Here is a 20027-nt window from a genome sequence, read left to right as displayed (position 1 = left end):
GGACGCTGACCCGACGCCGCCCCGGGGACGAGAACCGCCCCGCGCACCCGGCACGCCCGCCGGTCCGGATCCGTGCCGCCGCGCGAAGCCGTGGCACGGTCCGTTCCGGTCACGAAGCACGGTCTCGCCGTCAGCGGGCAGGCGCCCGACTGATGCCGGACACACCACGGGGCGGCACCGTCGCCGTCCCGCCGGCCACGCCGCTCGTCCGCCCATGACCTACGGAGTCACGATGACCAAGGCCGAACGCCCGGAGAGCACCGTACTGACCGACGAGGAGGTGCGCAGGCTGGACGCCCACTGGCGGGCGGCCAACTACCTCGCCGTGGGCCAGATCTATCTGCTCGCCAACCCGCTGCTGACCGAACCCCTCACCGTCGAGCACATCAAGCCGCGGCTGCTCGGCCACTGGGGTACCTCGCCCGGCCTCAACCTCGTGTACACCCACCTCAACCGGGTGATCAGGACGCGGGGGATCGACGCGCTGTGCGTGTGGGGTCCGGGCCACGGCGGCCCCGCGGTGCTCGCCAACTCCTGGCTGGAGGGCAGTTACAGCGAGACCTATCCGGACGTCTCGCGGGACGCGGCCGGCATGGACCGGCTCTTCCGCCAGTTCTCCTTCCCCGGCGGGGTGCCCAGCCACGTGGCGCCGGAGACCCCGGGGTCGATCCACGAGGGCGGTGAGCTGGGCTACTCGCTCGCGCACGCCTACGGAGCCGCCCTGGACAACCCCGATCTGCTGGTCGCCTGCGTCATCGGCGACGGTGAGGCGGAGACCGGTCCGCTCGCCGCCTCCTGGCACTCCAACAAGTTCCTCGACCCGGTCCACGACGGCGCGGTCCTGCCGATCCTGCACCTCAACGGCTACAAGATCGCCAACCCGACCGTGCTGTCCCGCATCCCGGAGTCCGAACTCGACGAACTTCTGCGGGGATACGGCCACGAACCGATCCACGTCACCAGCGACGACCCCCGCCAGGTCCACCGGGCCATGGCCGACGCCTTCGACCAGGCACTCGACCGCATCGCGCTGCTCCAGCGCACCGCCCGCGAGGACGGGGTGGGCGAACGGGCGCGCTGGCCCATGATCGTGCTGCGCACCCCGAAGGGCTGGACCGGTCCCGGCGAGGTGGACGGCCTGCCCGTGGAAGGCACCTGGCGCGCCCACCAGGTCCCGCTGTCCGGCGTACGCGAGAACCCGGACCACCTGCGGCAGTTGGAGACCTGGCTGCGCTCGTACCGCCCCGAGGAGCTCTTCGACGCCGAGGGGCGGCCCGTCCCCGACGTCGTCGCCTGCATCCCCGAGGGGACCCGCCGCCTCGGTGCCACCCCGCACGCCAACGGCGGCCTCCTCGTACGCGATCTGCCGATCGCCTCGCTCGACCGCTTCGCGGTGCCGGTCGACAAGCCCGGCGCCTCCCTGCACGAGCCCACCCGGGTCCTCGGCGACCTGCTCGAACAGGTCATGCGGGACACCGGCGCCCGCCGCGACTTCCGCCTCGTGGGCCCCGACGAGACCGCGTCCAACCGGCTGGAGGCCGTCTTCGACGCCAGCGGCAAGGCGTGGCAGGCGCAGACCCTCCAGGTCGACGAACACCTCGACCACCACGGGCGGGTGATGGAGATCCTCTCCGAACACCTCTGCCAGGGCTGGCTGGAGGGATACCTGCTGACCGGTCGGCACGGTCTGTTCTCCTGCTACGAGGCGTTCGTGCACATCGTGGACTCCATGGTCAACCAGCACATCAAGTGGCTGAAGACCTCGCGGGAACTGCCGTGGCGCGCGCCGATCGCCTCCCTCAACTACCTGCTGACGTCGCACGTGTGGCGCCAGGACCACAACGGGTTCTCGCACCAGGACCCGGGGTTCGTGGACCACGTGCTGAACAAGAGCCCCGAAGTGGTCCGCGTCTACCTGCCGCCGGACGCCAACACCCTCTTGTCGGTGGCGGATCACGCCCTGCGCAGCCGGGACTACGTCAACGTCATCGTGGCGGGCAAGCAGCCCTGCTTCGACTGGCTGTCCATGGACCAGGCCCGCGCCCACTGCGCACGCGGCGCCGGGACCTGGGAGTGGGCCGGTTCCGCGGGCGGGGACCGCGAGCCGGACGTCGTCCTCGCCTGCGCGGGCGACGTGCCGACCCAGGAGATCCTCGCCGCGTCGGACCTGTTGCGCCGGCACCTGCCCGACCTCGCCGTCCGCGTGGTCAACGTCGTCGACATGACCCGGCTGATGCCGCGGGAGGAACACCCGCACGGCATGAGCGACTTCGAGTACGACGGCCTGTTCACCAAGGACAAGCCGGTCATCTTCGCCTACCACGGCTATCCGTGGCTGATCCACCGCCTCGCCTACCGCCGCACCGGCCACGCCAACCTGCATGTGCGCGGCTACAAGGAGATGGGCACCACGACGACACCGTTCGACATGGTCGTCCGCAACGACCTCGACCGCTACCGGCTCGTCATGGACGTCATCGACCGCGTCCCCGGGCTCGCAGGGCGCGCGGCCGGTGTGCGCCAGCGGATGGTCGACGTCCGTACCCGGCACCACGCCTGGATCCGCGAGCACGGCACCGACCTGCCCGAGGTCGCCGACTGGACCTGGAACGCCTGACGCGCGAGCGTCCCGTTCCCCGGTGAAGGAGAGACCGACGACCGATGACTGAGGAACGGCGTGAGACGCCTGCCGCACCCCCGGGGCTCGGGGATGCGGCAGGCGTACGGGCCAGGCACTGGACCTGGGAGTACGAGGGGTACGACCCCGCGGACGAGCGGCTGCGCGAGTCGCTGTGCACACTCGGCAACGGCTACTTCGCCACCCGGGGAGCGGCCCCCGAGTGCGCGGCGGACGCCGTCCACTACCCGGGCACGTACGCGGCGGGCTGCTACAACCGGCTCACCTCGGACGTCGCGGGACACCGGGTCGAGAACGAGGACATGGTCAACCTGCCCAACTGGCTCCCGCTGCACGTCCGTACGGGCACCGGGACCTGGCTGACCCCGGACACCCACACGGTCCTCGCCCACCGTCAGAGCCTCGACCTGCGCTCCGGCACCCTGGAGCGCGTCGTGCGCTACGAGGACGAGGATGGCCGCCGCCTCGACGTGCGGCAGGTACGCCTTGTCCACATGGCCGACCCCCATGTGGCCGCGCTGCGCACCGAGTTGACGGCGCACGGCTGGTCCGGGGAGGTCGAGGTCGAGTCGGCGCTGGACGGGACGGTCACCAACGCCGGTGTGCGGCGCTACCGTTCACTGGCCTCGCGCCACCTCACCCACCTCCGGACGGGAGAGTCCGTGCCGGGCACGGTGTGGCTGTCCTGCCGCACCAGCACCTCGGAGGTACGGATCGGCCTGGCCGCCCGTACCGTCACCGACACGACCGCCGGGACGGGTTTCGCGCACGACGAGGCGCGGGCGGCGCAGTTCCTCCGGTTCTCCCTGACCGACGGGCGGACCGTGACCGTGGACAAGACGGCCGCCCTGCACACCTCCCGGGACCCGGCGATCAGCGACCCGCTGCACGCCGCGCTCGACCGGGTCGGCCGCGCCCCCGCCTTCGAGGCGCTGCTCGCCTCGCACCGCACGGCCTGGGAGCAGCTGTGGCGCAACGCCGAGCTGGACGTGCCGAACAGCGCGGGTCCCGTACTGCGGCTGCACCTCTTCCACGTGCTCCAGACGCTGTCCCCGCACACCGCGGACCTGGACGTCGGCGTGCCCGCGCGGGGACTGCACGGAGAGGCCTACCGCGGGCACGTGTTCTGGGACGAGCTGTTCGTGCTGCCCTATCTCGACCTGCACTTCCCGGAGGTGTCCAGGGCCCTGCTCGGCTACCGCCACCGCCGCCTCGAACAGGCCTGCCTCGCCGCCCGCGACGCCGGGTACACCGGCGCGATGTACCCCTGGCAGAGCGGCAGCGACGGCCGGGAGGAGACCCAGCAGCTGCACCTCAACCCGCGCTCCGGGCGCTGGCTGCCCGACCACTCCCGGCTCCAGCACCACGTCGGCTCGGCCGTCGCCTACAACACGTGGCAGTACTGCGAGGCCACCGGCGACACCGAGTTCCTGCACACCAAGGGCGCGGAGATGCTGACGCAGATCGCCCGCTTCTGGGCCGCCTTCGCGACGTACGACAGCACGCTGGGCCGGTACCGCATCCGCGGCGTCGTCGGCCCCGACGAGTACCACGACGGCTACCCCGGTGCCCTGCGGCCCGGCCTCGACGACAACACCTACACCAACGTCACCGCCGCCTGGGTGCTCGCCCGGGCGCTGGACGTCCTTCGCGGGCTGCCCGAGCCCCGCCGCCGCGACCTCTACGAGCGGATCGCCTTCGACCCCGGCGAGTTCGACCACTGGGAGGACATCTCCCGGAAGCTGCACATCCCCTTCCACGCCGGTGTCATCAGCCAGTTCGAGGGCTACGGCGGACTCCGGGAGCTCGACTGGGACGCGTACCGGGCCCGGTACGGCGACATCAGGCGCCTCGACCGGATCCTGGAGGCCGAGGGCGACACCGTCAACCGCTACCAGGCGTCCAAGCAGGCCGACGTCCTGATGCTCGGCTACCTCTTCTCGCCCGGGGAACTGCGCGGGCTGTTCCGGCGGCTCGGACACGACCTGGACGACACGCTGTGGCAGCGCACCGTCGACCACTACCTGCGCCGTACCAGCCACGGATCGACGCTCAGCAGCCTCGTGCACGGCTGGGTGCTGGCCCGGGCCCGGCGTGCCGACGCGTGGACGTACGTGCACGAGGCGCTGGCCGGTGACATCGCCGACATCCAGGGCGGCACCACCGGCGAGGGCATCCACCTGGGGGCGATGGCAGGCACCCTCGACCTGGTGCAGCGCGGCCTGACCGGTCTGGAGACCCGCGGCGGCGCCCTGCGACTCGACCCCGTGCCGCTGCCCGAGCTGTCCGAGTACGGCTTCTCCCTCCGCTACCGGGGCCACTGGGGCGTACGCCTGCTGCTCGGCGCGGGCCGGCTGGAGATCTCCGTACCGGATTCCGACGAGGAGCCCATCGAGGTGGCCCTGGCGGACCGCACGGTCTCCGTGGCGCCGGGGGAGTCCTGCACGCTCCTCCTGCCGGAGGGCTGACTCCTCACCCCGGGACCACGGCCACCGGGCACGCGGCCTGCTCCAGAACGGCGTGCGCCACCGCCCCCAGGGAGCCGCGCCCGCGGCCCACGACCAGGAGTCGCGCGGTGGCCGACGCGTGTGTGAGGGCCGCCGCCGGGCTCTTCAGCACGACGTCCGGCTGCACGGCCACGCGCGGATGGCGCTCCCGCCACGGCACCAGCGCGTCCGACAGCACCTGGACCTCCTGGTCCTCCCAGGCGCCGCGGTCCTCCTCCGGGACGGCGTACGGCATCCAGCGCGCGGCGGGCGAGGGCAGCCGCCACGCGTGGACCGCCCGCAGGCGGACCCCGTGACGCTCCGCCGCCAGGAACGCGAACTCCGCCGCCGCACCCGCCGGGTCCCGGGCGTCGAACCCGCACACCACCTGGTCACGGCGATGTGCGCCATGGGCCCGGCCGGTGCCGTCCGGAACGAGGACGACCGGCCCGGGCGCCGACACGGCGACATCGTGCGCCACCGAGCCCACGGCCGGCCCGCCGGGACCGCCCTCGCCCCGCGTCCCGAGCACCAGCAGACCCGCCCCGGCGGCGAGCGACAGCAGCGTCGGGACGACCTCACCGGTGTGGTCCACGCCCTCGACGCGCAGCCCCGGATGCAGCTCCGCGAGCAGCTTCGCCCACGGGGCCGCGCTGGGTTCGAGCCGGTAGGGCCAGGCCGTCAGCTGCTCCCGGTCCGGCACCGGTGAGACGTGCGCGACCCGGAGGGGCACCCCGTCGCGCAGCGCTTCGACGGCCGCCCAGTCGGCCGCGACACGGCTGCCCGCGGAGCCGTCGACACCTACAACGATCGCTTCCCCCATGGCAGTTCACCCTCCGGCCGCTCGAACGTCCCGGTTTCCCAGGGTCCTCCGAGGGGCCGCCGGTATCCATGGGCCGGTCGGACCCGGTACCGGCCGGACGGACCCCGGCAGGACCCCGTGGCGAGGCGGGGGCGGGCACAGGCGGGCGCGAGCGATGACTTCCCGCGCGCCGGGGAGTCGTATGAAAGGACGCAGTCGCACGAGAAGTCGCTACGGAAGGGGTCCCTCATGGCCTTCACACGCGTTCTCGCGGTCGCCCCGGTGCGGGACATCGAGGCCGCGGTGGCCTGGTACGAGCGGCTCCTGGGCCGCCCGGCCGACACCCGGCCGATGGAGGGGCTCGCCGACTGGCACATCTCCGCGTCGGGCTGGATCCAGGTCTTCCGGTCACCCGAGCACGCCGGCGGCGCACTGGTCAACCTCGTCGTCGACGACCTCGACAAGGCCCTGGCGGACCTCGCCGGACGGGGGATCACGGCCGGCGACGTCCAGCCGGGCGCGCAGCGGGTACGGTTCGCCGCCGTCCACGACCCCGACGGCAACCGCGTCACGCTGATCGAGAACCCGGTGGCGTAGGGGCTGCCGCCGGATCAGGCCGACAGACCCTGCCCCGGAAGCCAGGTGGGGACGCTCGGCGGCCCGTAAAGTGCCTCGCATGGGCGACATCCGACCTACCTCGCACTTCCACGCCGGGAACATCGACAGCGCCGCGGTCGCCCGGCTGGTCGCCGCACTGGACAGCCAGGACGCCGCCGACGGGGTACGCCGGCTGCGCGCGTGGGCGCACGAGGCCGTGGCGGCACGGCCCGGCGAGCGGGCCCTGGACGTCGGCTGCGGCACCGGATCGCAGACCCAGGCACTGGCCGCGGCGGTCACCCCGGACGGCGACGCGCTCGGCATCGAGCCCAACCCCGGGCTGCGCACGGTCGCCGAACAGCGGGCGGCGGCCGCCGGGAGCACGGCCCGTTTCGCCGACGGCGACGCGTCCGCCCTCCCCCTGGCCGACGCGTCGGTGGACGTCGTCTGGTGCGAGCGCGTGCTCCAGCACCTCACGGAGCCCCAGCGGGCCGTCGACGAGTTCGCCCGCGTCCTGCGGCCCGGAGGCCGGGTCGTACTGCTGGACACCGACTGTGCCACCACGATCCTGCACCCCGGTGACCCCGCGACCGTCGCCGCGCTGACCTCCGGAGCGCTCGCGGCGGCGGCCAGTCCCTACGCCGGACGGCTGCTCCTCGGCCAGCTCACGGCCGCCGGTCTGGTGATCGACGACCGGGGTTCGCAGGCCCTGCTCCAGGACCACACGACCGTGATGTGGCCGCTGATCCGCATGCTGGCCGAGTCGGCCGTACGCCGCGAGCTGATCACGGGCGACCAGCGGGACCGGCTCTACGCCGACCTCACCGAGGCCGCCGAGCGGGGCGCCCTGCACATGTCCGTCACGATGTTCGCGGTCGCCGCCCACCGCCCCCGGTGACCAGGAGGCGCAGCACGTCGCCCGTCGTCACTGGTCGGTGGCCTCGGGCGAGCCGGCGCGCCACCGTACCTGCGCCTCGACCTCCGTGCGCTCCTGGCCGGTGGTCTTCGCGTAGTCGGCTGCCGCTGCCTGCACGTCGCGGGTGAGGTCGCGCCACGCACGCCAGGCCGTCTCGTACGTCTCGGTCTGCAGAGGCGTCCAGCCTCCCTGCTGGGTCGGCGGCCCGAACCTGTCCCGCAGCTCCAGGACTTTCGCGTGCGCCTCGTCGGCTACCTGCTGCTTGACGACCAGTTCGTCGAAGGTGTCTGCCACAGCGACGGATCTTAGGCGTGCGATCGCGAAGGCCTGCCGCGACACGTGGTGCGTTCGCGGGGTGTCACCACGGTGCGGGCGCGGCGCGTCACGAGGAACCCCGAAGCCGGCGGGCCGGCGCGGCCAGCCGCGCGGGAACCCGGGCTGGTGCGCCCGGCACCGGCCCCGGGGTCGTCCGCCCGTCGGCGTCCACCGGCTCGCGGCGCCGGTCAGGAGTCCTTGCCGCGTCCGGAGAGGGCGTCGCGCATCCGGTCGACGAGGCCGACGCCCGGGCCGAGGAGCTTGTTGGCCGGCGGCGCGTCGGGGGCGGAGGGGTGCGGGCGGGTCGGCGCGGTCTTCTTGGCCTGCCGGACCTTGTCGCCCAGCTCCTCCAGGTCCTGCTGCGAACACGCCTCACGCAAACGGGGGAACAGGTTGTTCTCCTCGTCCGCGACATGCGTCCTGATCTCCGTCATCAGCCGGCTCATCAGGGGGTCGAACTCCGGGTCGTCCGCCCGGCAGCGCTCCAGGTCCTTCATGGTGCGCTCCGCGGCGGCGTGGTCCTGGAGCTCCTGGTCGGCGAGCGCGTCACCGCCCGGGACGTGCCGGCGGACCGCCGGGTAGAGGTAGGCCTCCTCCGCCACCGAGTGCCGGACCAGCTCCATGGTGGCCTGGTCCGCGTACTGCTTCCGCTGCGGGTCGCCGGAAGGCAGTTCCTCGAATTTCGTGAACAGCTCCTCGACCTCCTCGTGGTCCGTGGTCAGTTCCCTGATGACGTCTCCGCCGTGCCCCATCGCGTCTCTCCCTCGTGCGGCTGAGTGGCCCTCCGGTGTCCCGGGGCCCGTCCGGACGCAAGTGAAGCCCCACCGCCGAGCGGGTCCGGCGTATTGCCGCACCCGAGGGCGTGGCGGCCCGCCGGTGTGGCCGAGGCCACCTTCCGCACGTGGCCTGGGTCATGTGCCGTGGCGCGGGCCGGGGCTAGCGTTTCCGGTCACGCTTCCCAGGACGTCGGACGGAATCGCAGTGCCCGCAGACCTCTCCCCGCTCATAGCGGCGACCGCCCAGTGGCTGACGCGTGCCTACCCGGCGGGCGGCGGCGCCCTCGACTCCGCGCTGGGCGAGGCGCAGGCCCGGCAGGCCGTGACGGTCGCGGCATGGCTGCGCTATCCGACGGCGACGGACGCCGCGCTGGTGGGCATGGCGGGCCCCGGCGGCTCGGACCGGCTCGACGGCGTCACGGGTACCGAGATGGCCGTGTACGAGACCGGGGACGACGGGGACGGGACGGACGCCCACGCGTGGCGCACCTGGGTGGACGAGGTGGTCGCGAGCTGGGCGGCGAGCCTGCTTGGCGACCCGGACCTCGCCGCACTCGCCGTGGCGGCGCTGGCCGACGGCGAGCACCTGGGCGGGGCGCCGGTCGAGTTCCGGCGCCTGGTCGCGCCGGACGAACGGGACGTCCGGGCGGCGCCCCTGCTGAGGCACCCGGACCTGCTCGCCCCCGTGGCGGAGCTGCACCGCGCCGGACTCTTCGACCGGCTCCGCCATGACCGGGCCGTGACCGCCTCCTGACGGCGGACCGGCGCCCACAGTCCCTCGGAGACTCCCGGCTCGGCCGGTTCGCCCGCATCACCTGGAGCGACACCAGCCCCGAGTCCGGCTGCGCCGCGGACCGGGTCGAGCGGCCGTGCCCGTGCTGCGCGTCCGTGGCCGGGCGCCGGGGCGGCCTCGCACGGCGGCGCCGGCAGCGCGTGAATCCCCGGCCCCGACGAAGCCGGGGCAGCCCGGCGGCGGCGCGCCCGGCCCCGCGCCGGGGGTCCGTGTGGGCCGGCGCGCCGCCGCCGCGCCTCAGACGCCCGCCGCCGTCCCGTCCGCAGCGAGGAGGGCCTGCTCGGTGATCAGGGCGGTGGACCCGGGCGCGGTGCACGCGTGGGCGCCGGCCACCGCGCCGAGCCGCGCGCAGTCGAGCGCGTCCCGGCCGCCGAGCCGGCCGTAGAGGAACCCGCTGACGTAGGCGTCGCCCGCGCCGTTGGAGTCCACGACCGGCGCGGGCGGGGTGACCGCCGCGACGTGGTGCGGGGTGGGACCGCCGTCCCGCGTCAGGACGTAGGAGCCGTCCGCCCCGGCGGTCGCGACGACGGTGTGGGCGCGGCCCGAGCGGAGGATCTCCCGCATGAGGGCCGGGGTGCCCTCTCCCGCTCCCGCCGCGCTGAGGAAGACCAGGTCGGAGCGGAGCGCGAAGTCCCGGTGGTGCTCGGCCAGCCCGTCCCAGTCGTGCAGGTCGGTGGAGACGGGAACGCCCAGGTCCTCGATGTCGTCGTACAGGAAGCGCGTGAAGTTCGTGATCGACAGGTGGACGTGCCGGGTCCCGCGCAGCCGGGGGAGGTACAGATCCCGGGGCATCCGCAGATCGTCCGGGTCGCGGGAGTCGTAGAACGACATGCGCCTGCCGGTGGCGTCGACCAGGTTCACCGCGCGGCGCGTGCCGGCGGGTGAGATCAGCGGGACGAATTCCACGTCGCCCTCCGCCAGCCGCTCGCGCACGCGTGCTCCGATCCAGTCGTCGCCGACGCAGTCCAGGAGCGCCACCTTCAGGCCGAGCGCCCGGGTGCCCAGGGCGACATTGCCGCCCGTGTGGCCCGGCCACTCCTCGATCGGGCCGACGTGGACCGAGTCGGCGAGCGGCACGGGCAGGGAGTCGACGCGGACGACGGTGTCCACCCCGCTGCCGCCGACCACCAACACGTCGTATTCCGCCTGCTGTTGTGTCACCGTTCCGCCTCTCCGCTCCCGCCGGTCCCAGTATGGCGGGGCCGGGGTGCCGAGGTGAGCGGTCCTGTCGGCCGGGGCACTGCGGGGTTGTCGGGATGCCCGAGCCGTGGCCGGATGGAGGCCGTACACCGTCCGAGCCACGGGAGGCCACGATGATCGTCCCCTTCGGAGTCCGCGATTTCCTGGATCGCGCCACCACCGTGTACGCCGACCGGACCGGCGTCGTCGACGAACCGGAACAGCCCGCCGAGCCGTGGGAGGGGCTCACGTACCGGCGCGTGGGAGAGCTGGCGCGGGCCCAGGCCGCCGGGCTCGACGCGCTGGGCGTGCCGCACGGCGCCCGGGTCGCGGTGGTCTCGCCCAACAGCGCGCGGCTGCTCACCTCCTTCTTCGGGGTCAGCGGCCACGGGCGGGTCCTGGTACCCGTCAACTTCCGGCTGACGGCCGAGGAGGTGGGCTACATCGTCGGCCATTCGGGTGCGAGCGTGCTCCTCGTCGACCCGGAACTGTCGGACCGCCTCGCCGCGGTCAACTGCGAGCACCGCTTCGTCCTCGGGGCCGCCTCGGACGCCGAGCTGTACCGGTTCGGCACCGAGCCGAGACCGTGGCAGGCGGACGAGAACGCCACCGCCACCATCAACTACACGAGCGGCACGACGGCCCGTCCCAAGGGCGTACAGATCACGCACCGCAACATCTGGGTCAACGCCGTAACCTTCGCGCTGCACGCCGGCATCACGGACCGGGACGTGTACCTGCACACGCTGCCGATGTTCCACGCCAACGGCTGGGGCATGCCCTTCGCGATGTCGGGGCTGGGCGTGCGGCAGATCGTGCTGCGCAAGGTCGACGGCGCCGAGATCCTGCGGCGGGTCGCCGAGCACGGCGTGACGGTGATGTGCGCGGCCCCCGCGGTCGTCAACGCGGTGCTGGCCGCCGCCCGCTCCTGGGACGGTGAGATCCCCGGCCGCGACCGGGTGCGGATCGTGGTCGCCGGGGCGCCGCCGCCCACGGAGACCGTCGAGCGGGTCGAGACCGAGCTGGGCTGGGAGTTCCTCCAGATCTACGGGCTCACCGAGACCTCACCGCTGCTCACCGTCAACCGCTCCCGTGCCGAATGGGACGACCTCGATCCCCGGGCGCGTGCCGAGAAGCTGGTGCGGGCCGGGGTTCCCGCGCTGGGCGTCACCCTGCGCACGGACGACGAGGGCGAGATCCTGGCGCGCTCGAACGTGGTCCTGGAGGGCTACTGGGAGCAGCCCGAGGAGACCGCGCGGGCGCTGTCGGGCGGCTGGTTCCACACCGGGGACGGCGGTTCGCTCGGTGCGGACGGCCATCTGACGATCCGGGACCGCAAGAAGGACGTGATCATCACCGGCGGGGAGAACGTGTCCTCGATCGAGGTGGAGGACGTCCTCTTCGGTCACCCCGCCGTCGCCGAGGTCGCGGTCATCGGGGTGCCGCACGAGAAATGGGGCGAGACCGTCAAGGCCCTGGTGGTGCTCGCGCCCGGCGCCGGGGCCACGGAGGAGGAGCTGATCGGCCACTGCAAGGAGCGCCTCGCGGGGTACAAGGCACCGACCTCGGTGGAGTTCCGCGACGAGCTGGCACGCACGGCGACCGGCAAGCTGCAGAAGTACAAGCTGCGGGCGCCCTACTGGGAGGGGCACCAGCGCGGGGTCAACTGACTTGCCCGGCCGAGGCGTTGCCGTCGGGACGGTGGTGACGGGAGACCGGCGGGCCCGGCCGTCGTGGGGTGGCACCGGTGGGCCGGTTCACCTCGGCCCGGGTGTCCGGCCACGCCCACGAAGGCGCCCGCGCGCGCCGGCCCCACCGCCCACGCCCACGCGAAGGCGCAGGCGCGCGTGCCGGCCCCGCCGCGCCCGTACGGGCCTTCACGTTGTGTACATGCCCGGTTCGTCCGTGTGACACCCGGGGGTCGCCGCCCGCTCCCAAGATCGCGAAGTCGAGTGTCCTCGGCTGTCATGCTCTTGACGATAGGGAGTTGTCGCGTGACCAGGTCCCGGTCCATCCGTCCGGTCTTCCTCGCCCTGTCCACCGTGTTCGTCGCCCTCGGCGCGACGCTGCCCGCGCAGGCGGACGACGAGCCGCTGCCCGCGATCACGCCCCGGGCGGAGACGGCCGCGCTGTACGACGACGAGGCGGGCGGCGACGCCAACGCGGACGACCCCGCCATCTGGCGCGACAACGCCCAGCCGGGCCGCAGCCTGGTGATCGCGACCGCCAAGCAGGGCGGCCTGCGCGTCTACGACCTCGACGCCCGCACCCTGCAGTCCGTCCCCGCGCCGCCGGCCCAGTCGCCCGACGACGCCCCCGGCCGCTTCAACAACGTCGATCTCGTCAGCGGCCTGAAGCTCTCCTCCGGGCGCGCCGACCTCGCGGTGACCAGCGACCGCGGACACGACCGGCTGCGCTTCTACCGCATCGACCGCGACGCCCCCGGCGGCCCGCTCAAGGACGTCACCGACCCCGCCGCCCCGCCCGTCTTCTCCGCGGACCAGACGGAGATCAACGACCAGCGCACGGCCTACGGCCTCGCCACCTGGACCGACCGCGCGACGGGGCGGTCCTACGCCCTCGTCAGCCGCCGCGAGCGCACCACCGTCGCCCTGCTCGAACTCCTCCCGAAGAGCGGCGGCACGGTCGGCTACCGCACGGTGCGCACCCTCGACCTCCCCTCGTCCTTCCGGCTGCCCGACGGCACGTCCTGGTCGCCCTGCGCGGAACCGGGTGAACTGCCCCAGGTCGAGGGCATGGTCGTCGACCCGGCCGACGGCGTGCTGTACGCGGGGCAGGAGGACGTGGGCATCTGGCGCCTGCCCGCCGACCTCACCGGCACCCCGGTCCTCGTGGAGAAGGTCCGCGAGTACGGCGTCCCGGGCACCTACGACGAGGCCACCGAGGAGTGCGCCGCGGGCGCCGACCCCGGTTACGGCGGCACGCGGCTGACCGCCGACGTCGAGGGCCTGACGCTCCTGGCCGAGTCCGACGGCGACGGCTACCTCCTCGCGTCCAGCCAGGGCGACGACACGTTCGCCGCCTACGACCGCGAGGTGGGGGACGACAACGAGTACGAGGGCGGCTTCCGGGTCACCGCGGCCTCGACGCGGCTCGACGGCTCCGAGCAGTGCGACGGCGCCGCCGTTCTCAACGCCTCGCTGGGCTCGAAGTACCCGAACGGCCTGCTGGTCGTCCAGGACGGCGAGGAGACCCCTGCCGACGGCGAGCGCGAGGCGACCGGCTTCAAGTTCGTCGACCTGGCGAAGGTCAAGGACGCCCTCGACGACTGAGCCCGCGGCCGGGACCCGCCGGGACGCGCATCCGCGGCGTCGGCGTAGGTTCCAGGCGCTCCGGTCGGCCCCTGATCCGCCGTAGGGCCGCATGCGCCCGACCCGGCTCGGACCGGCCGCGACGAACCACTGTCGACGGCCGGCCCGAGCCACGCTGGGGGCCCCGGGACCGTCGGGGTCAGACCGCCCGGCCGGAGCGCGCCGTCCAGCGCCCGCCGTGGCGGCCGACGTCGATCGGCCGGCCGAAGCAGGCCGTCAGCCGCTCGCCGGTCAGCACCTCCTCGGCCGGCCCCACGGCCTGGACCCGTCCCTCGCGGAGCAGCAGGGCGTGCCCGATCGCGGGGGAGAGTTCCTCCAGATGGTGGGTGACGGTGATCGTGGCCAACTCCGGCCGCCCGTCGGCCAGTCGGTGCATCGAGTCGATCAGGTCCTCGCGCGAGGGCAGGTCGAGGGCGTTGAACGGCTCGTCGAGCAGCAGCAGTGCCGGGTCGGCCATGAGCGCGCGGGCGAGGAGGATCCGGGCCCGCTGCCCGCCCGAACACACGCCGTACGGCCGGTCGTTGAGCTCCTTGATCTCCAGTTCGGCGAGCAGCGCGTGCGCCCGGTCCCGTACCTCGGCGTCGTAGGTCCGCCACAGCGGCTGCACCGTGCCGCTGTGCCCCGTGAGCACGACGGTCAGCCCGGTGGCGTCCTGCGGCACGCGCTGCGCCGAGGACACCAGGCCGATACGAGCCCGCAGTTCACGCACGTCGACCCGGCCGAGCCGGTGGCCCAGCACCTCGACCGTGCCGGTGGTGGGGTGGGCGAGGGCGCCGATCAGGCGCAGCAACGTGGTCTTGCCGGCGCCGTTGCCGCCGAGCAGCGCCCAGTGCTCCCCGGAGCGCACCCGCCAGTCGACGCCGTCGAGGATCACCTGGTCCGTGGTGAGCCTGCGTACGCTCACGCCGTCGAGGGCGGCGACGATCCGCCCGCTGTCCGTCGCCCGCGCACTCACCCGTCCGGCCTCCCGCGTCGTGACCCGTGTGACGGCCTTCCGCTCGCCGCGAGCGGAAGCCGTACGGGTTGAGGCCCGCGCGCCACAGGGTAGCTGCGCTCTGCACGCACTTGTCGGAGCGTCCGTACCTCGGGACGTGGGCCGGGGTCGTGGCGACGGCGGCACGGCGGGCGCGCTCCGCCGCCCGTCGTTACGATGGACGTGATCTTCGCGCGCCTTCCCGGCCTGCGGACGAGGGGGGCCACCAAACTCAGGAGGCCGCCGTGAGCACGGTCGCGGTGAAGTCCGCGCAACTGGCGGGAGGGCCGCTGCTGCCGTACGCGGAGGTGGGCGGCCCCAAGGGAGTTCCCGTCGTCCTGGTGCACGGCATCGGGGACTCGTGGTGGACGTTCGAGCCACTGCTCAGGCAGCTGCCGGCCACCCTGCACGCCTTCGCGCCCACCCAGCGGGGGCACGGCGACGCCGAGCGGCCCGAGGACGGCTACCGCCCGGAGGACTTCGCCCGCGACCTCGTGGGCTTCCTGGACGCCGTGGGCATCGGGCGGGCCGTCCTCGTCGGGGCGTCGAGCGGCGGCGTGGCGGCGCGGATCGTCGCGGGCAGCCACCCGGACCGGGTCGCGGGGCTGGTCCTGATGGGCGTACCCGCCACCCTCGACGACAAGCCGGCCGCCGCGGCGCTCTGGGAGACCGTCAGGGACCTGCGCGATCCGGTACCGCGCGGCTTCGCGGAGGACCTGCTCGACGGCCTCGTCGACGGCCCCGTCGGACGCGGGCTGCGGGCGACGATGACCGAGGAGAGCCTCAAACCGTCCGCCCGCGTCTGGCGCGAGACGCTGCGGGGCCTGATGGAGACGGACCTGGCGGCGACCCTGCGCGGCATCCTCGTACCGACCCTGCTGATCTGGGGCGAGCGGGACGCCGTGCTGCCGCGCGCCGACCAGCAGTTGATCCTGGACACGATCCCCGGCTCGACCCTGACCGTCCACGAGGACGCCGGCCACCTCCTGTACTGGGAGCGGCCCGAGCGGGTCGCCCGGGACCTCGCCGCCTTCGCCGTACGGGTCCTGCCACCGGACCCGGAGAGCTCCCCGGAGGGCGGAACGACGACCGGTGGCGCCGGGACCTCCGGATGACGCCGTGATCACTGCGACGTTTAATGGGCGAGTCCGACATGTCGCCCAGGGGAGCAGCCCATGCCGTCCAGCCGTACAACTCCCGGTGACGGGCAGGCACGGGCCGGGAGACTGCGCCGGCTGGGGGAGTGGTGCGCCCGGCACTTCGCCGTCGTCATTGCCGCCTGGCTGGTCGCCGTCGTCGCCCTCCAGATCGTGGACCGCTCGGTCGGCAGTGACTACTCGGACAACTTCTCGCTGTCCGGCGTCCAGTCGCAGGAGGGTCTCGACGTACTCCAGAAGCACGATCCGGCGGCCGGGGGCTACAGCAGCCAGATCGTGCTGCACGACGCCAAGTCGCCGCTGACGTCGTTCGGTTCGCAGATGAGCCAGACCGTCACGGACCTGGGGAAGCTGCCGCACGTGCTGTCGGCGCAGAACCCGCTGCCGCCGCCCGGCTCCACGCCGCCCACCTCCCAGCAGAACGTCGGGCCGCTGTCCGGCGACGCGAAGACGGCCTACATCACCGTCCGCTTCGACGTGCAGCCGTCCACGCTCGGGGACTCCTACCTCGACGGCGTCGCCAGCGCCGTGCAGCCCCTGCGCACGGCGGGCGTCACCGTGGACTACGGCGGCCCGCTCGGAGAACTGGCCAGACCGGCCGCGGACGACCGTGTCAGCGAGCTGATCGGCTTCGCGGTGGCCATCGTCGTCCTGCTGGTCGGCTTCGGCAGCGTACTGGCCGCGGGCATCCCGCTGCTGACGGCCCTGATCAGCGTCGTCGGCGGCCTGGCCTGCCTGGGACTGCTGGCCGCCGCCTTCACCTTCGCCACCGTGTCGCCGACGCTGGCCACCATGATCGGACTGGGTGTCGGCATCGACTACGCCCTGTTCCTGATCACCCGTCACCGGCAGAACCTCATCGACGGCGCCGACCCCGTGCGGGCGGCCGGACGCGCCACCGCCACCAGCGGGCGGGCCGTGCTCGTCTCCGGCTGCACCGTGATCATCGCCCTCGCCGGGCTGTCCGTCTCCGGGGTCGGCTTCATCGCCAAACTCGGCGTGGCCGCGGCCGTCACCGTCGTCTCCGCGGTCATCGGCGCCCTGACCCTCGTGCCGGCCCTGCTGGGACTCATCGGCCGGCGCATCGACCGCTACCGGGTGCGCCGTCCCGTCGCGGAGACCGACGCGGCCGAGGGCGAACCGGCCCACGGCACCTGGCACCGCTACGCCCAGCGGGTGCAGCGGCGCCCCTGGTGGTTCCTCGCGGGTGGAACCATCGTGGTCCTGGTGCTCGCCATCCCGGTGCTGTCGATCCAGCTCGGACACATCGGCGACGGCGCGGACCCGAAGTCGTTCACCGACCGGCGCGCCTTCGACACGATGTCGCAGGCCTTCGGCCCCGGGTCGAACGGGCCGCTCACCATCGTCATCGACCAGACCGACGTGCCCTCCGACGAGCGGTCCGCTCTGGCCTCACAGGCGCAGAAGTCGCTCACCGGCGTACCCGGAGCGGCCACCACCACCTCGCTGACCGCCACCCAGGACGGGGACGTGCTGGTGGGCACCGTCTACTCCAAGGAGGCCCCGCAGAGCTCGGTGACCACCGACCTGACGAACCGCCTGGTCGACGACACCCTTCCGCAGGCCGTCTCCGGCACCGCCGCCAAGGGCTACGTCACCGGCACCACGGCCGCCCAGGTGGACTTCCGCGACATCGTCTCCAGCCGTCTGCCGCTGATCATCGCGGTGGTCGTCGCGCTGGCCTTCCTCGTCATCCTCATCGTCTTCCGAGGGCTGCTGGTCGCGCTCAAGGCGGCCGTCCTGAACGTGCTGTCCATCGCCGCCTCCTACGGCGTGGTCGTCGCCGTCTTCCAGTGGGGCTGGGGCGGGCCCGCGCTGGGCGTGTCGGGCAAGGTGCCGATCGAGAGCTACGTGCCGATGATGATGTTCGCGATCATCTTCGGGCTGAGCATGGACTACGAGATCTTCCTGCTGTCGCGTGTCCACGAGGCCTGGCTGCGCACCGGCGACGCGGGGGCGAGCGTGGCACACGCCCTCGAGATCACCGCCCGCGTCATCACGTGCGCGGCCCTGATCATGGTGAGCGTGTTCGCCGCGTTCATCGTGAGCGACAACATCGTGGTGAAGATGCTCGGTCTCGGCCTCGCCGTGAGCGTGCTGATCGACGCGACCGTCGTACGGCTGCTCCTGGTGCCCGCCGTGATGACACTCCTGGGCCCGCACGCCTGGTGGACACCGCGCTGGCTCGACCGGGCGCTGCCGCACATCGACCCCGAGGGCGAGCACGCCTGACCCGAGGGCACGGCCCCGCCGGACGCCCCGCGGACCGGGTGCGATCACCACAAGGAAAGAGGCCCCACCGTCGGACGGTGGGGCCTCTTCAAGCGGACGGATGTCACCAGCGGTACCAGCGGCCGCGTCGGCCGCCGCTCGCCCCCGGCCGGATCACGAAGCCAAGCAGCCAGACCACGAGCACGATGATCGCGATCCACCACAGCGCCTTCAGGGCGAAGCCCGCGCCGAACAGCAGCAGGGCCAGAAGCAGAACGAGAAGCAGGGGAACCATATCTATCGACCTCCGCCACTCCTGGTGCCCCGCGATCACCCGCACATGCCTTTGACGTGCGTGTTTGTCTTCCGTGATGGCGGGCAGACGACCCGGTTCCCGCGGTGCGGGGCCTCGGTCCCGGCCCCGGGCACGATCCCTGCGATGATCGACCGCGGTTCATGTCCGCAGCCGTTCGCGACCGTCGGACGAGGCCCGCCCGCAGCGCCCCGCGGCGCGAACCCGGCCCCGTCCCGTGAGGAGATCCTGGTGACCTACGACGTCGGCGCACTGCGCGCTCGATTCCCCGCCCTGCGCGCCGGAACCGCGCACTTCGACGGGCCGGGCGGCACACAGACACCGGAACCGGTGATCGCCGCCATCACGGACGCGCTCGCCGGCCCCCTGTCGATCCGCGGGGCGACCGTGCCCGGCGAGGTGAACGCGGAGACCGCCGTCCGGGAGTTCCGGCGGGTCATGGCGGACCTGCTGGGCACCGAGGCGTCGGGGATCGTCTTCGGGCGCAGCGCCACCCAGCTGACGTACGACTTCGCCCGGACGCTGGCCGCGACGTGGGAGCCGGGCGACGAGGTCGTGGTCAGCCGTCTGGACCACGACGCCAACATCCGCCCGTGGGTCCAGGCCGCCGAACGCGCCGGCGTCGTGGTGCGCTGGGCGGACTTCGACCCCGCCACCGGTGAACTGCCGGCCTCCGCCGTCGGCGAGCTGCTCGGAGAGCGGACCCGGCTGGTGGCGGTCACCGCCGCGTCCAACCTGATCGGCACGCGTCCGCCCGTCGCGGAGATCGCCCGCCTGGTCCATCGGGCCGGCGCGCTCCTCTACGTCGACGGAGTCCACCACGCGGCCCACGACTTCGTCGACGTCACGGAACTCGGCGCGGACTTCTACGTCTGCTCGCCCTACAAGTTCTTCGGCCCCCACCACGGCGTGCTGGCGGCGCGGGCGGACCTGCTGGAGACCCTGCGTCCGGACAAGCTGCTGCCGTCCACGGACGCGGTCCCCGAGCGCTTCGAGCTCGGCACCCTGCCCTACGAGGTCCTGGCCGGTACCCGGGCCGCCGTCGACTTCCTCGCGGACCTCGCCCCGGGGGCCTGGGAGGCGGTGGCCCGACGGGAGCGTCTGCGCGCCGCCTTCACCGCCGTCGGCCATCACGAGACGGGGCTGCGCGAGCGGCTGGAGAGCGGACTCGCCGACCTGGACGGCGTCACCCTGCACTCCCGGGCCGCCGACCGTACGCCCACCCTGCTCGTCACCTTCGACGACCGCCGCCCCGTGGACGCCTACCACTTCCTCGGCACCCTGGGTGTGCACGCGCCCGCCGGTTCCTTCTACGCGCTGGAGGCGTCCCGTCATCTGGGCCTGGGGGAGACCGGCGGCCTGCGCCTGGGCCTCTCGCCGTACAACGACACGAGTGACGTCGACCGGCTGCTGGAGGGTCTGGCGGACTTCCTGAAGTCGTGAGCGCCCCGGACGCCCCCAGCCGGTAATCGGGGGTACTAGCCCTGCAGCGGTGTGCACCCCCCAGGAGGACGCGTG

Annotated in this window: 16 protein-coding genes; 10 read left to right on the top strand and 6 right to left on the bottom strand. The window is 73.3% G+C overall.

Annotation, left to right across the window (positions count from 1 at the left end; genetic code table 11):
* Window positions 1-232 precede the first annotated feature (232 nt).
* Complete coding sequence (locus tag ACZ4VA_RS07295) at window positions 233-2617, top strand: phosphoketolase family protein (RefSeq protein WP_356168196.1); 2385 nt, start codon at window positions 233-235, stop codon at window positions 2615-2617.
* A gap of 44 nt (window positions 2618-2661) precedes the next feature.
* Window positions 2662-5106 (top strand): glycoside hydrolase family 65 protein, encoded by a 2445-nt coding sequence (locus tag ACZ4VA_RS07290; RefSeq protein WP_468080230.1) that lies wholly within the window; start codon window positions 2662-2664, stop codon window positions 5104-5106.
* A 4-nt stretch (window positions 5107-5110) separates the two neighbouring features.
* Here the strand turns inward: ACZ4VA_RS07290 and ACZ4VA_RS07285 are convergent, their stop codons facing one another.
* The gene (locus tag ACZ4VA_RS07285) at window positions 5111-5947 is read right to left on the bottom strand and encodes a universal stress protein (protein WP_356168033.1); all 837 of its coding nucleotides are present in this window, start codon (window positions 5945-5947) and stop codon (window positions 5111-5113) included.
* A gap of 228 nt (window positions 5948-6175) precedes the next feature.
* Between ACZ4VA_RS07285 and ACZ4VA_RS07280 the strand changes: the two genes are divergently transcribed.
* Together ACZ4VA_RS07280 and ACZ4VA_RS07275 are read left to right on the top strand one after the other, a co-directional pair.
* Window positions 6176-6523, top strand: coding sequence for a VOC family protein (locus ACZ4VA_RS07280; protein ID WP_356168031.1), 348 nt, complete (start codon window positions 6176-6178; stop codon window positions 6521-6523).
* Window positions 6524-6602: 79 nt separating this feature from the next.
* Window positions 6603-7421: a methyltransferase domain-containing protein gene (locus ACZ4VA_RS07275; protein WP_468080228.1), complete on the top strand. Its 819-nt coding sequence runs from the start codon at window positions 6603-6605 to the stop codon at window positions 7419-7421.
* A gap of 27 nt (window positions 7422-7448) precedes the next feature.
* Here the strand turns inward: ACZ4VA_RS07275 and ACZ4VA_RS07270 are convergent, their stop codons facing one another.
* Both ACZ4VA_RS07270 and ACZ4VA_RS07265 read right to left on the bottom strand, forming a co-directional pair.
* Window positions 7449-7733, bottom strand: a complete 285-nt coding sequence (locus ACZ4VA_RS07270; protein WP_356168026.1) for a hypothetical protein — start codon at window positions 7731-7733, stop codon at window positions 7449-7451.
* Between the two features lie 209 nt (window positions 7734-7942).
* Complete coding sequence (locus ACZ4VA_RS07265; protein WP_356168023.1) at window positions 7943-8506, bottom strand: hemerythrin domain-containing protein; 564 nt, start codon at window positions 8504-8506, stop codon at window positions 7943-7945.
* Window positions 8507-8735: 229 nt separating this feature from the next.
* Between ACZ4VA_RS07265 and ACZ4VA_RS07260 the strand changes: the two genes are divergently transcribed.
* Window positions 8736-9284 (top strand): hypothetical protein, encoded by a 549-nt coding sequence (locus ACZ4VA_RS07260; RefSeq protein WP_355795339.1) that lies wholly within the window; start codon window positions 8736-8738, stop codon window positions 9282-9284.
* Between the two features lie 276 nt (window positions 9285-9560).
* On the opposite strand, the gene ACZ4VA_RS07255 is transcribed toward ACZ4VA_RS07260, so the two are convergent.
* The gene (locus ACZ4VA_RS07255) at window positions 9561-10484 is read right to left on the bottom strand and encodes a carbohydrate kinase family protein (protein WP_356239840.1); all 924 of its coding nucleotides are present in this window, start codon (window positions 10482-10484) and stop codon (window positions 9561-9563) included.
* Window positions 10485-10636: 152 nt separating this feature from the next.
* Between ACZ4VA_RS07255 and ACZ4VA_RS07250 the strand changes: the two genes are divergently transcribed.
* Window positions 10637-12172, top strand: coding sequence for an AMP-binding protein (locus tag ACZ4VA_RS07250; RefSeq protein ID WP_356239843.1), 1536 nt, complete (start codon window positions 10637-10639; stop codon window positions 12170-12172).
* 324 nt (window positions 12173-12496) lie between these two features.
* Entirely contained in the window at window positions 12497-13795 is a 1299-nt protein-coding gene (locus ACZ4VA_RS07245; protein ID WP_356239845.1) for a phytase, read from the top strand.
* 178 nt (window positions 13796-13973) lie between these two features.
* Here ACZ4VA_RS07245 and ACZ4VA_RS07240 read toward each other — a convergent pair whose 3' ends face one another.
* Window positions 13974-14759: an ABC transporter ATP-binding protein gene (locus tag ACZ4VA_RS07240; protein ID WP_388905298.1), complete on the bottom strand. Its 786-nt coding sequence runs from the start codon at window positions 14757-14759 to the stop codon at window positions 13974-13976.
* 293 nt (window positions 14760-15052) lie between these two features.
* On the opposite strand from ACZ4VA_RS07240, the gene ACZ4VA_RS07235 reads away from it, so the two are divergent.
* Window positions 15053-15922, top strand: a complete 870-nt coding sequence (locus ACZ4VA_RS07235; RefSeq protein ID WP_355793649.1) for an alpha/beta fold hydrolase — start codon at window positions 15053-15055, stop codon at window positions 15920-15922.
* Between the two features lie 60 nt (window positions 15923-15982).
* On the top strand, window positions 15983-18217 hold the full coding sequence (locus tag ACZ4VA_RS07230; RefSeq protein WP_468080224.1) for an MMPL family transporter: 2235 nt from the start codon (window positions 15983-15985) through the stop codon (window positions 18215-18217).
* A gap of 103 nt (window positions 18218-18320) precedes the next feature.
* On the opposite strand, the gene ACZ4VA_RS07225 is transcribed toward ACZ4VA_RS07230, so the two are convergent.
* A complete protein-coding gene (locus tag ACZ4VA_RS07225; RefSeq protein WP_356168008.1) occupies window positions 18321-18491 on the bottom strand; it encodes a hydrophobic protein in 171 nt (56 codons plus the stop codon).
* Window positions 18492-18740: 249 nt separating this feature from the next.
* Between ACZ4VA_RS07225 and ACZ4VA_RS07220 the strand changes: the two genes are divergently transcribed.
* Complete coding sequence (locus ACZ4VA_RS07220) at window positions 18741-19952, top strand: cysteine desulfurase-like protein (protein ID WP_468080222.1); 1212 nt, start codon at window positions 18741-18743, stop codon at window positions 19950-19952.
* Window positions 19953-20027 lie beyond the last annotated feature (75 nt).

Source organism: Streptomyces sp. NPDC028308, assembly GCF_055565855.1.
This window is presented reverse-complemented; position numbering and strand designations above follow the sequence as displayed.